This is a genomic window from Pseudomonas sp. YJ42 (assembly GCF_047225135.1).
In the GTDB taxonomy this organism is placed as follows: domain Bacteria; phylum Pseudomonadota; class Gammaproteobacteria; order Pseudomonadales; family Pseudomonadaceae; genus Stutzerimonas; species Stutzerimonas stutzeri_E.
Genome location: NZ_CP178378.1, coordinates 4472785 through 4485687, shown reverse-complemented (window position 1 = coordinate 4485687; position 12903 = coordinate 4472785). Strand labels below are relative to the sequence as shown.

Below are 12903 nucleotides of genomic sequence, written 5' to 3'. Positions count from 1 at the left end.
TTTTCCGGCATTTCATGGCGCCAATGCCAGCACTCGACGGGTCGCCTCGAGCGCCATGCGCGCCCTGTCGAGCGCGCTCACGCCCTGCTCCATCAGGTTGCGCGTAGGGATTTCCAGGCTCAGCGGGATGTTCGCCGGCAAGGCGCGCAGCAGCGCGACCAGATCGCAATCGCCCTCGCCCGGGAAGCGTCGTTCGTTGCGCGCCTGGCGGAGAATCTCGTCCATATCGTCCGGGCGTGGGCCTGCCACGTCGCACAGTTGCATATAGCGCAGGCGTTTCGGCGCGACCTTGGCGAGGTCTTCAAGACTCGATCCCGAACGATCGAAGTGGAAGGCATCGACCAGCACGCCACCATTGTCGCGGCCCGCCGCCTCGACGATGCGCGCCGCCTGATTCAGATCATGCGCATCGGTCCAGGGCATGAATTCCAGGTGCGGGTGCAGACCGAACGGCTCGGCCAGCTCGCACAGTTCGGCGAAATGCTCGGTCAGTCGGGCCTCGTCAGGATCGTTGCCTGCCACCAGCAACTCGCTGGCACCCAGCTCCGCGCTCACGGCCAGCACGGGCGCGAAGTCGCTGATGCGGATTTCGGGCTTGAGGCGGAGAATCTCGGCGTCGAGCACCCGCACGCCCGTGTCCCGCATACACGCCAGGGTCTGGTTTAGCAGTGCCCGGTCGGCAACCAACGGGAAATGCTGCTCGTCGGCCGTCGCCGGGATCAGCCGCAGCCCGACATGGCTATAGCCGGCTCGGGCGGCCACTTCCACCATGTCGGGTGGAGAGAGCTCCAGGACGGTCAGCGTTGCCAGGGAAAGAATGCGTTGGGTCATTGGGGCTCTCTCAAAAGTCTTCAGGTTCGCAGGTGGTTCCTGTCTTCGCCGCGCGCTCGATGGCTTCCACCAGCGCCAGCGTTCGTCCCGCGTCGGCCGCATCGATCAGCGGGGCTGCTTCGCCGCGGACCACGGCCAGGAAGTGGTCGAACTGGCGAGTCAAGGCGTCGCCCGCCGCCACCGGTTCAATGTGACGCAGCAAAGGCTGATGCCAACCCGCACCCGGTTGTGCGTACTGCCAGCGCTGCAATTGCGGCAGGCTGATCGCGCCGCGCGTACCGGCCAGCAGGTAACAGGGTTGATCGAATTGGCGCGGATAGACGGGGTTCTCGCCGGAATCCAGCTCCCAGCTCCACGGCGCCGCCACTGCATCGGAGGCGGTCAGGCTGCCGACCGCACCGCTTTCGAAACGCAGGATCACCGCCGCACTGTCTTCATTGCCGAAACCGCGCACGCCGTTGTCAAGAAACGCCTGGACCTGGCGCACCTCGCCGCACAGATGACGCAGCAGATCGAGATCGTGGATGAGATTGGTCAGAAGCATCCCCGCGCCCGGCTCACGCCGCCACGGGATATCGAAATAGCTGTCCGGCTTCTGCAGTTGCCACAATGCGGTCACGGTCGTCAGGCGACCAAGCGCGCCTTCGTCGAGTAACTGACGTGTCCGCACAATCAGCGGATTGTGTCGCCGATGGTGGCCGACCAGCACCGGCACGCCGGTTCGCTCGCCGGCCTCGACCAATTGGCGCGCCTGGGCAAGGCTCGTGCCGACCGGTTTTTCCACCAGCACCGGAACGCCGCGCTGCAGGCACTGCACGGCGGTATCGACATGCAGTGGGTTGGGATTGGCAATGATCACCGCATCAGGCCTGGCCCCTTCGAGCATGGCGGCCGGGTCCGAAAACCAGCGAACACCGGCCAGTGCCTGCGCCTGTGGATCGGGATCGGCGATGGCACACAGCTGTGCCTCAGCCGAGCGGGCAATGATCTCGGTGTGCTGCCGGCCCATGATGCCGGCGCCTACCAGTGCTATCTGCAAAGGCTGTTTCACTCCGCTCTTCCTCTAGACGATTTCAATTCACGAAACGTCGATACGTTTTGAACCGTCTGGTTAATTTGGAGGATGAGCCTCGGACTTCGCAATGTGTTCGGCCTTTTTCAGCCGTCCAATCGAGCGATTCCGTGCGGTTATCGGCCAGTCTTCCCGAGCTTCGAACGATTGTTCCGTTGGTAACGGATCCGCCCGCCAGCTCAATTCCAGAGTTTTTTCCGGCCTGGAATTCCGTCCCACAAGTAGCGCGGCTCTTCGGCTCTTGGCTCGCCTCGATCATGCGGCGCGCGAGCAGCGCCGGTGGCCGCAACGCCTGCGCGCTAAACGAAACCTACGCTACGCCTGCCGGAGAGAGGCAATCGGCAGCATGCGACCTCCCGCTCGATGAAGGCGATATGAAGCGACTTGTTCAATATGTTCTAACCGGTTAGTTTCTGTGCGGTAATCGGCCAGACCAAATTGATTTCCCGGCCGTGCTGCTCGCACTATTCATCCCATATGAAGACGGGCCGGCGCCCTTCTTGATCAACCAATAACAAGAGTGCCCAGCTATGAATCACCCCGCATCGTTGATTCGTGCGACGAGCCAGCCTCTGCAGCCCGACCTGCTTACGGGCCCCATGCACAGCATTTCTTCCACGCCGTCGACCCCGACTCGCTACGCTTCCGGCTCCACCCGCGCTGCGGCAGCCCGCCCGTCCACGCAGGAGCAAGACATGAAAGAACCCCAAACCCGACTGGTCGGCGAGCTCGCTTTCGGTGCAGTGCTGGTGTTGCTGAGCCTGGGCATCGCCTACCTGGCTTACAGCATTTCCGGCTTCTCCTCGCTCAACTCCGCTGGCGCCTTCCCGATCGGCATCAGCTTCATCATGGTCGTCTCGGCGCTCTGGTGCCTGTTCGAGGCCTTGATGAAGAAACCCGCAGCCGTCCATGGAATGGCCGCCCTGCGCCAATTCTGCCGCGAACATTTTCCGGTCCGCCTGGTGGTGTTCCTGGCGATGGCGGTGGTCTATCTGGCCGTGATGGACTGGATCAGTTTTTATGCCAGCACCTTCATCTTCATTTCGGCCTGCATCTTCTACCTGCGCCGCGGCGGTCTCCTGCTGGCGCTGGGCGTCAGTGCACTGGCACTGACCGTCATCTACTTGATGTTCACGCTGGTCTTCAGCGTTTACCTGCCCTGAGGCCCACGACATGAGCGAAGCTCTTTCCTACTTCACCATGGCCTGGTTCGACCTGAACCTGCTGATGCTCACCGCCCTCGGCACCTTCGCCGGCATTTATATCGGTGCGATCCCGGGGCTATCCGTGACCATGGCGGTCTCGATTCTGGTCTCCTTCACATTCGGCTGGGACGTCAACCAGGCCCTCGCATTGATCGTCGGCATCTATATCGGCGGTGTCTACGGCGGCTCGCGCAGCGCCATTCTGCTGAACATTCCCGGCGCGCCCTCCTCCGTCGCCACCGCGTTCGACGGTTACCCGCTGGCCAAGCTGGGTGAAGCCGGCCAGGCGATTGGCCTGAGTACTGTCATGTCGGTCATCGGTGGTCTGGTCGGTACGCTATTGCTGGCCACCGCGGCACCCGTCATCGGCGATCTGGCACTGAAATTCGCCCCGCGTGATTACTTTCTGATCGCGGGCATCGGCCTTCTGCTGGTGGGCAGTCTGGCCAAGGGCTCACTGGCCAAGGGCATATTCGCCGCGGCCCTGGGCGCCATCATCGGCATGGTGGGCATGGACCCGGTCACCGCCGAGGGCCGCTTCACGCTCGGGCAGATCGAGCTGATGGGCGGCATTCATTACGTCGTGGTGATGATCGGCCTGTTCGGTGTCGCCGAAGCCTTCTCGATGATGCACAACCTGGACACCGCGCCGGTAAAGCAGAAGGTCGACAAGATCATCCCTTCGTTCGCCATGGTGCTGAAGTTCCTGCCGCTGTCGATCCGCACCTCGATCATCGGCGTCGTCGTCGGTGTGCTGCCAGGCGTCGGTGGTGACATCGCCGCGCTCATGGCTTACGACCACGCCAAGCGCAGCGTGAAGAAGCCCACCCGCCCCTTTGGCGAAGGCGCTTACGAGGGTCTGGTCGCCCCGGAAACCGCCAACAGCGCCGCGGTGGGCGGCGCTTACGTCCCGATGCTGACGCTCGGCATGCCCGGTGATGCGGTAACCGCCGTGATCATCGGCGCGCTGGTCATCCATGGCCTGAACCCCGGCCCCATGCTGATGGTGGAGAACCCGCACATCTTCTGGTTCACGGTGGGCAACCTGGCGTTGGCCAATGTATTCCTGCTGATTTTCGGTCTGGCCGGGATCAAGCTCTTCGCCAAGATGGTGGAGATTCCCAAGGCGATCCTGGTCCCGCTGATCCTGGTGCTCTGTGCAGTTGGCACCTATTCGATCAACAGCAGCATGACCGAGGTGTACTGGATGCTCGGCTTCGGTCTGGTGGGCTATTTCCTCAAGACCTTCGGCTTCCAGATGGGCCCGGTGATTCTCGGCGTGATCCTGGGGCCGCTGATGGATACCTCGTATCGCCAGGCGATGTCCTCGGTGGGTGACAACCCCACCGCCTTCATCACCGATCTGTTCGTCAACCCGCTGTCGCTGCTGCTGACCGCCGGGCTGATTCTGATTCTTCTCGGCAACTCACCTCTGAAAGGCCTGCTCAAGCGCCGCAAGGCGACCACGTCGGTCTGAGATAACCACGCAAAACAACAATAACGGAGTCACAACGATGCTCAGGAAACTCATTGCAAGCGTCACCCTCACCGCCGCGGCGGTCACCATGACCGTGCCGGCGCAGGCCGCCTACCCCGAGCGCAACATTCAGGGTGTGGTGCCCTGGGGGGCAGGCGGTGCAACCGATATCGTCATGCGCAGCCTTACGCCCTACGTGGAGAAAGAGCTGGGCGGCAAGATCATCATCAACAACCGCACCGGCGGTACCGGTGTGATCGGCAGCAATCATGTCCTGCAGGCGCGTCCGGACGGTTACACCCTGCTGCTGGCAGCGGAGAACGCTCAGCTCTATCCGTTGCTGGGGCTCGCCGAGTTCGATTACAGCGCCTTCGAGACGATCAACATCATCGGCCAAAACATAGCCGTCATCGCAGCTCCAGCCGACAGCAAATTCAATTCGATGGCCGACCTGCTGGCCGAAGCCAAAGCCAATCCGGGCACCCTGCGAATGGGCGTGACCGGCGCTGGCGGCTTGCCGGGTTCGGTCCACGCCATGATCGAGGCGGTCGATGATCTGAAGGTTCGCGAAGTAACCTTCGCTGGTGACGGCCCGGGCATCACTGCGATGCTCGGCGACCACATCGACTTCATGCCACTGAGCCTGATCGCCGCGCGGGAGATGATCACCTCCGGCAAGATCAAGGGCCTAGCCGTCGTGTCCACCGAAGAGCTGCCGCAGCTGCCGGGCGTGGAACCCATTACCAAAGCCTTGCCGAAGATGGAGAGCTTCCTGCCGTGGGGTCCGTTCTGGGGCGTGTGGGTCCGTAAGGACACGCCTGAGGACATCAAGCAGAAGCTCACCGATGCCTATGCCAAGGCCGTCGGGAACGAAGAATTCCAGACATTCATCAAGGGCCTCGGCGCCCAGCCGCTGAACCTGAGTGGTGAGAAGGCCAAAGAATTCCTCGATCGCTGGCAGTCGGTCACCACCTGGTCGCTCTACGAAGCCGGAGCAAGCAAGGTGTCTCCGCAAACGCTGAACATTCCCAAGCCCTGAGTCGTACCCCGGCGCCACGCGCCGGGTTCTCCCTTATTTCCTCAGCACGGGACGGCTGCCAGCCATCCCGACGCTTTTTTGTGGACGTCTGGTCGTGCCAGCCACGGCGCTCTCGGCCAGATTCCACCATTGCAACAGCGTCTCGGATTCAACCCAGGAGCGACTCATCATGCCCCCGTTCGACGAACCCCTCGACTGCGACCTGCTGGTCATCGGTTCCGGGGCTGCCGGCCTTTCGGCGGCGGTAACTGGCGCCTGGCATGGCCTCAAGGTAGTGGTCGTGGAAAAGGAAGCGACGCTCGGCGGCGCCACCGCCTGGTCCGGCGGATGGATGTGGGTGCCGGGCAACCCGCTGGCGCGCCGCGCCAGCATTCATGAAGACCCACAACAGCCGCGCACTTACCTGCGCAACGAGCTTGGCGAACGCTACGACGCCGAGCGCATCGATGCCTTCCTCGATAGCTGCGGGCCGATGGTGGCCTTCTTCGAACGCCACACACGGTTGCAGTTCGTCGATGGCAACGGCATTCCCGATATTCATGGCGACGTCCCCGGCGCCGCCATACAGGGCCATCAGGTCATCGCCGCGCCCTATGACGGCGGCGAACTCGGCCCGCTGCTTCAGCGGCTGCGGCCGACGATGCGCGAGACCTCGTTTCTGGGCATGCCGATCATGGCCGGGGCGGATCTGGCAGCCTTTCTCAGCTTGACCCGCTCACCGCGTTCCGCCTGGTACGTGACCCGGCGCTTCGGCCGGCATCTGTTGGATCTGGCGCGCCATGGCCGCGCCCTGCATTTGGTCAACGGCGTAGCCCTGGTGGCGCGGCTGGTCCGCTCCGCTGACGAGCTGGGTGTGCGGTTGCTGACCAGCGCCGCCGCCACGCACCTGCTTTACGACCACGGCCGCGTCAGTGGCGCTCAGATAAAGACCGAGCACGGCGAACAGCGCATCCACGCCAAGGCAGTGATCCTGGCGGCCGGCGGTTTTCCCAACGACATCGAGCGGCGAAAGGCGCTGTTTCCGCGCCACCCCGGTGAAGACGAGCACTTGGCGCTGCCACCGACCAGCTGCAACGGCGACGGTATTCGTCTGGGTGAAGCGGTCGGCGGCCAACTCGTCACCGACCTCGCCGCGCCGGTGGCCTGGGCACCGGTGTCCCGCGTACCGCGCCGAGACGGCAGCGTCGGACATTTTCCGCACATCATCGACCGCGCCAAACCGGGCGTCATCGGCGTGCTGGCCAACGGCAGACGCTTCGTCAACGAAGCGGATGGCTATTACGATTACGTCGACGCCATGCACCAAGCGATACCCGACGGCCAGCCCGTAGCCTCCTGGCTGATCTGCGACCACCCGACCCAGCGTCGATACGGCCTTGGTTACTCGCGGCCCTTTCCGGTGCCACTCGGGCCGATTCTGCGTTCGGGTTATCTGAAGCGCGGCCAGACTCTCGAAACCTTGGCGCTGACCTGTGGCATCGACCCGCAAGGCCTGGTCGTCACGGTTGACGATTACAACCGGCACGCCCGCAACGGTAAGGATCCCGCCTTCGGCCGCGGCTCGACGCCCTACAACCGCAAGATGGGCGACCCGCTGCACCAGGGCTCCAACCCCTGTGTGGCCCCCATCGAACGTGGGCCGTTCTATGCGGTGAAGGTCGAGCCGGGCTGTTTTGGCACCTTCGCTGGCCTGCGTACCAACGCGCACGCCCAGGTGCTGAACGCCAGCGGTGACGCGATCCCCGGTCTATATGCCGCCGGCACCGACATGGCCAGCATCATGGGTGGGCATTACCCTTCCGGCGGTATCAACCTCGGGCCGGCGATGACTTTCGGCTACATCGCCGCTCGGCATGCCGCAGCCATCACCGACTTCGAATAGGCGACGGCGCAACCACGGTCGCCTCTCGGCGCGCCGTGGCTTGCGTCAGATCGACTATCCTTCCTGCAACGACTCCACGCCCAGCTCGTCGTAGACTTCCTCGGCGAGATGGAAGGTCGCGTTGGCGGCGGGGATGCCGCAGTAGATAGCGCTTTGCAGCAGCACTTCCTTGATCTCATCGCGGGTCACGCCGTTGTTCTTCGCAGCCCGCAGGTGCAACTTCAGCTCCCCCTCGCGATTCATTCCGATCAGCATGGCAATGGTCACCAGGCTGCGGGTATGCCGCGGCAAACCGGGGCGCGTCCAGATATCGCCCCAGGCATGACGGGTAATCATTTCCTGGAACTCTTCGTTGAACGGTGTGATGTTTTTCAGGCTGCGATCGACATGCGCATCTCCCAGCACCGCGCGGCGCACCTGCATGCCGGCTTCGTAACGTTCTTTCTCATCCATCGTGTTCATTCCGGATTGGTGATTGATCAGGACCGCATTCGTGCAGCCGTGGCAGCTTCAGATCGCCCGGTGCTCGGCCACGGCGCGCTCGACCCAGCGCCGCGCCTGCCCCAGATAAAAAGCAGGATCGAGCAGACGATCGAGCTCGGCGTCGTTCAGTTCGTTACGCACCGCCGCGGTTTCACCCAGTATCCCGCGCAGGTGACGGCCTTCAGCCACGGCGCGCTTGCAGCACTGTTCGACCAGATGATGCGCGGCATCGCGGCCGATACGCTGCGCCAAGGCAATGCTCACGGCTTCGGCGAGCAGCAGTCCGCGGGTCTGTTCGAGATTGCCGCGCATGCGCTCGCTGTCGACTTCCAGTTCGGCCAACGCGATCAACGCCTGCTGCAGCGAGCCGGACACCAGGCAGCACAACTCGGGCAAGGTTTCCCATTCGGCATGCCAGAGGCCCAGGCTGCGCTCGTGCTCCTGCGGCATGGCGCTGAGCAGGGTGGCGACCAGGCCGGGCGCGCGCGTGGCTGCGCTGATCATCACCGCACTGCCAACCGGATTGCGCTTGTGCGGCATGGTCGAGGAACCACCTTTGCCTGGCGCGGACGGTTCGAACACCTCACCGACATCGGTCTGCATCAGCAGTGACAGATCACGCCCGAGCTTGCCGAGACTGCCTGCGATCATGCCCAACAGCGCGGCGAACTCCACCAACCGATCGCGCTGGGTATGCCAGGGCTGTTCGGGCAGGGTCAGTTGCAGCTCGTCCGCTAGGGCCTGAGACACCGGCCAGGCCTGCTCACCCAGCGCCGCCAGCGAACCGGAGGCACCGCCGAACTGCAGGCTGAGCAACCTTGGTTTGATCAGTTGCAGCCGTTGACGATGGCGCGTCACGGCGCCCAGCCAACCGGCGATCTTCATCCCCAGGGTCACCGGCGTTGCATGCTGCAGCCAGGTACGACCGGCTATGGGCGTATCGGCGTGGCGCTCAGCCTGCTGCGCCAGCGTCGCGCCCAGACTCGCGAGATCCCGCTCCAGCAAGCCGATGGCCTGACGCAGTTGCAAGACCAGACCGGTGTCCATCACATCCTGGCTGGTGGCGCCGAGGTGCAGGTGCTTCTCCGCCTCGGCGTCGTCCTGGGCGATGCGCTTGCCCAGCGCCTTGACCAGCGGGATGGCCGAATTGCCAGCAATGGCGATCGCCTGCGCCAAGGCATCCGGATCGTAGAGTTCGGCCTTGCAAGCCGCTGCGATGGGGCCGACCGCTGTTTGCGGGACAACCCCGCAACGCGCTTCGGCGCGGGCCAGCGCGGCCTCGAAATCGAGCATGCCCTGCAGCCGGCCGTCGTCGGAAAACACCGCGCGCATCTCGGCACCGGTGAAATAGGCATCGAAGAGTTGATTGCTGGGCCGATTCAAAACCTGTGCTCCTGCTCTGGTAAGGGTTTCAACATTGGCGTTTCGCACACCACTGCTGGTCGATCAGGTTAACGCGCGCCCTCAACAGGGCGGAATCGATAAACGAGCCACGGCGCGGTTATCGAACGGTTTTCGTTGCGCTCGTCAGGTCATCGCCCACACGAAAAAACTGATGCTCAAGAACGAAACGATGGTCGCCGCCACCAGCGCCGCAGCACAGCGCCCTTCCAATCCGTAACGCGCCCCGAGGATCGGGTAGATGCTCATCATCGGCGCCGAAGCCATCAGCACACCGGCCGATGCCAGCACCGGATCGGACACAGGGATCACGGCGAAACACAGCAGGATAATCAGCGGATGGACGATCAGCTTGCCAATCGCCATCTGCCCCACGTCCATTCCCAAGCCGCTGACTTTCATACCGTAGAGACTGGCACCGATCACGAACAGCGCCACGGGCGCGGAGGCCAGCGCCAGCATGTCGATCACCCGCATCAGCACCGCGGGCGGACGCAACTCGAACACCGCCAGCAGCAGCGCCAGCGTGATGGCTATCAGAATCGGATGGCGAACCAGGCTTGCCAGCGTGCCACGCAACGCGGGCCACAGACCGCTCGCGCTCTGCCGCCCCAGCTCGGCCAGGGTGAGCGCCAGGGGAATCATCAGCAGATTCTCGACCATCATCCCCAGCGCCAGCGCCACGGCGGCCGGCGAACCAATCGCCATGGCGACGATGGGATAACCGACGAAGCCGCTGTTGGATACCGACATGCCCAAGCCGACCAGCGCGCTAGCGCTGAGGCTGTCCTTGCGCACCCACCGGGCGAAGGCGTAACCCAGGCCAAACACCAACAGCGAGCCAAGACCGTAGCCAATCAGGTAATTCCAGTCGACCACCTGGGCCAGTGGCCGGGCCAACAGCGCCTTGATCACCAGCGCCGGCAGCGCGAAGGTGATGACGAAACGCCCCATGCCAGCCGTCTGGTCGCGACTGACCAAGCCCGAGCGGCAGGAGAAAAAACCGATCGCGATAAGGATGAAGATCGGCGCGGTGATACCAAGGATCGAGAGCATTCAGTCGCTCATCCTGTCGAAAAGAACCCCCTCAAGGGATCTGAGCTGCCGCAACCGGCTGCGAGTACGCGCGAAGTCCACATGCCCACCGACACTGAGCAAGTGCTCAGGGCTCGCCTCGGCGACAAGCAACAGCGCTACGCCACTGTCATACAGGATGTCGATCAGATTGAGGAAGCGCTGCTGGACGTCGATGCCTTCGCCGTCGAGCGCCGTCACGCCGGTCAGGGCCAGCCGCTCGAACTGACGGGTCAACCACAGGAAATCCGCACAGGAACGCGGCAGCCGGCAGAGTTCGTCGAAGTCCAGCCAGGCCTGAGCCCCCTCGCGAGCACGCAGGCGCAGCGGGCGGTGATTGACCTCGACGATCACCTCGCGCTCGGCTGCCACGGACAGCGGCAACTGCGTGGCAATCCATTCGGCCAGATCGCCATGCGGCATCGGCGCATATTCGCCCCAGACATAATCGCTCTCGACCCGCAGCCGATAATCTTCGCCGCCCTCCAGGTTGTAGACATCGAAGCGCCGCTCGATCAATTCGATGGCGGGTTTGAAGCGATCCCGATAGAGCGGGTTCGGGCATAGGCCGCCAGGCGGGTAATTGGAGGTCGCGACCAGCCCAACCCCCTGCTCCACCAGATGCTTGAGCAAGCGCCCCAGCAACATCGCATCGCCGATGTCGTGTACGTGAAATTCGTCGAAACAGAGCAAGCGCGTGCGCTCGGCGATTTCTCGGGCAACGATCTCCAGCGGATCGCGCTGGCCGCTGATCTGCTTCAGACGCAATTGCACTTCATGCAGAAAGGCATGGAAATGCACCCGCCGCTTGGCCTCCAGCGGTGCCGCAGCGAAGAACGCATCCATGACGAAACTCTTGCCGCGGCCGACTCCGCCCCACAGATAGACGCCGGCTTTTGGGGCGCGCAGCCAGCCACGACCGCCCAGCCAGGCATCCAGCCAGCGAGCGAGACGCTCGATGGCCGCTTGCTGGGCCGCATCGGGGCGGTAGCCGCGCGTCGCAAGCGACGCCTGAAAGCCTTGGCGAACCTGCGCCGCAACAGGCTGCGCAGGCGGCTCGCCGAGAACGGGCAGCGAATCAGAAGTCAAAGAAAACGGTTTCCCCCTCGCCCTGCAGACGGACGTCGAAGCGGTAGGCCAGCTTCCCATCGACTTCGCAGCGCCGCGCGACCAGCGTTTCGCGCCGCTGGACCCATTCGATGGAATTGAGCACCGGGTCCTGCGCATTGGCCTCGGCTTCGTCGTCGAAGTAAATGCGCGTGTGCAAATGGATGTTGATGCCACGGGCGAACACGGACAGGTTCACATGCGGTGCCATCATCACACCGTCTCGATTCATCACCGGGCCGGGTTTCACCGTTTGCACCGACCACTCGCCGTCCTCGAACATCGTGGCCGTGCGGCCAAAGCTGTTGAACGGCTGCGCCGGGTCGAAGCAAGTGTGATACACGCCAGCGTGATCGGCCTGCCAGAACTCCAGAAACGAGTCACGTACCAGCTGGCCCATGCCGTCGAACACCTGCCCGATCAGCAGAATGTGCTCACCGGAGGCGTCCGGCTTAGCCATCTCGTTCCAGATTTCCAGCTCGCGAACCGGGTTGCCGGCGGCAGCCAACGCCAGCCCGATATGAACGTAGGGGCCGGCCGTCTGGGAAGGGGTTTCCGGTAAAAGTGCTACGGGCATGATCGTCTCCTTCTCAGCGGTTTTCGAAATGGGTTTTGCGCTGGCCACGCAGCACGATATCGAAGCGGTAGGCCAGGCAGTCCATCGGATTGGCCATGCCCATGTCGAGCTTGGCGATCAGGCTCTGCACTGCCTCCGGATCACCGATGGTCTTGACGATCGGGCACAGCGGAATCAGCGGGTCGCCTTCGAAATACAGCTGCGTGATCAGCCGGGTGGAGATCGACGGGCCGCTGATGGAGACATGGATATGCGCCGGGCGCCATTCGTTCGGGCCATTGCGCCATGGATAAGGGCCCGGCTTGATGGTGCGGAAGACGTAGTTGCCTTCGCTGTCGCTCAGCGCACGACCAACGCCGCCGAAGTTGGGATCCAGCGGGGCGATGTAACGGTCGTTCTTATGGCGGTAGCGGCCACCGGCGTTGGCCTGCCACATTTCCACCAGGGTGTGCGGAATCGGTTTGCCGTATTGGTCCATGATCCGCCCGGAGACAATGATGCGCTCGCCGATCGGCAGCCCGCCGTTATCGAAGTTGAGCAGCAGGTCGTTGTCGTGTTTGCCGAATTTCAGGTGCGAGAAATCCGGTCCGGTGGTCTCGGAAATCGAAGGAGCCAGGGTGATCAGCGCCTGTTGCGGGGAGCGCGCCACCGACGTCTTGTAGTCGGGCGTCAGCGCCTTGGGATGCCAGTTGCGGTCTCGCGCGACGAACAGGCTGGTGTCCAGATCGGACATGGCTATCTCCTTTTCTTGGAAT

12 protein-coding genes are annotated in these 12903 nt (G+C 63.4%); 4 read left to right on the top strand and 8 right to left on the bottom strand.

The window, feature by feature from the left end; translation table 11 throughout:
* Positions 1-12 precede the first annotated feature (12 nt).
* Positions 13-831, bottom strand: a complete 819-nt coding sequence (locus ACL0K2_RS20760; RefSeq protein ID WP_413043343.1) for a sugar phosphate isomerase/epimerase family protein — start codon at positions 829-831, stop codon at positions 13-15.
* Between the two features lie 10 nt (positions 832-841).
* On the bottom strand, positions 842-1882 hold the full coding sequence (locus ACL0K2_RS20755) for a Gfo/Idh/MocA family protein (RefSeq protein ID WP_413043342.1): 1041 nt from the start codon (positions 1880-1882) through the stop codon (positions 842-844).
* A gap of 716 nt (positions 1883-2598) precedes the next feature.
* Between ACL0K2_RS20755 and ACL0K2_RS20750 the strand changes: the two genes are divergently transcribed.
* The 4 genes from ACL0K2_RS20750 (at position 2599) to ACL0K2_RS20735 (ending at position 7506) form a co-directional block, all read left to right on the top strand.
* Entirely contained in the window at positions 2599-3066 is a 468-nt protein-coding gene (locus ACL0K2_RS20750; RefSeq protein WP_413043341.1) for a tripartite tricarboxylate transporter TctB family protein, read from the top strand.
* A 10-nt stretch (positions 3067-3076) separates the two neighbouring features.
* Positions 3077-4585, top strand: coding sequence for a tripartite tricarboxylate transporter permease (locus ACL0K2_RS20745; RefSeq protein WP_413043340.1), 1509 nt, complete (start codon positions 3077-3079; stop codon positions 4583-4585).
* A gap of 37 nt (positions 4586-4622) precedes the next feature.
* Complete coding sequence (locus ACL0K2_RS20740; RefSeq protein ID WP_413043339.1) at positions 4623-5624, top strand: tripartite tricarboxylate transporter substrate binding protein; 1002 nt, start codon at positions 4623-4625, stop codon at positions 5622-5624.
* A 169-nt stretch (positions 5625-5793) separates the two neighbouring features.
* Positions 5794-7506 (top strand): FAD-dependent oxidoreductase, encoded by a 1713-nt coding sequence (locus tag ACL0K2_RS20735; RefSeq protein ID WP_413043338.1) that lies wholly within the window; start codon positions 5794-5796, stop codon positions 7504-7506.
* Between the two features lie 54 nt (positions 7507-7560).
* Here the strand turns inward: ACL0K2_RS20735 and pcaC are convergent, their stop codons facing one another.
* From pcaC to pcaH, 6 genes are all read right to left on the bottom strand, one after another.
* Entirely contained in the window at positions 7561-7959 is a 399-nt protein-coding gene (gene pcaC / locus ACL0K2_RS20730) for a 4-carboxymuconolactone decarboxylase (protein ID WP_239609734.1), read from the bottom strand.
* 57 nt (positions 7960-8016) lie between these two features.
* Complete coding sequence (locus tag ACL0K2_RS20725; RefSeq protein WP_413043337.1) at positions 8017-9372, bottom strand: 3-carboxy-cis,cis-muconate cycloisomerase; 1356 nt, start codon at positions 9370-9372, stop codon at positions 8017-8019.
* A 144-nt stretch (positions 9373-9516) separates the two neighbouring features.
* Positions 9517-10446, bottom strand: a complete 930-nt coding sequence (locus ACL0K2_RS20720) for an AEC family transporter (protein ID WP_045163675.1) — start codon at positions 10444-10446, stop codon at positions 9517-9519.
* Positions 10447-11553 carry a cell division protein ZapE gene (zapE, locus tag ACL0K2_RS20715; RefSeq protein ID WP_413043336.1) on the bottom strand — a complete coding sequence of 369 codons (1107 nt, stop codon included), beginning with the start codon at positions 11551-11553 and terminating at the stop codon, positions 10447-10449. It lies immediately after the preceding gene.
* Entirely contained in the window at positions 11543-12148 is a 606-nt protein-coding gene (gene pcaG / locus ACL0K2_RS20710) for a protocatechuate 3,4-dioxygenase subunit alpha (RefSeq protein WP_413043335.1), read from the bottom strand. Before pcaG ends, zapE begins: the two co-directional genes overlap by 11 nt.
* 13 nt (positions 12149-12161) lie before the next feature.
* The gene (gene pcaH / locus ACL0K2_RS20705; protein WP_045163678.1) at positions 12162-12881 is read right to left on the bottom strand and encodes a protocatechuate 3,4-dioxygenase subunit beta; all 720 of its coding nucleotides are present in this window, start codon (positions 12879-12881) and stop codon (positions 12162-12164) included.
* Positions 12882-12903 lie beyond the last annotated feature (22 nt).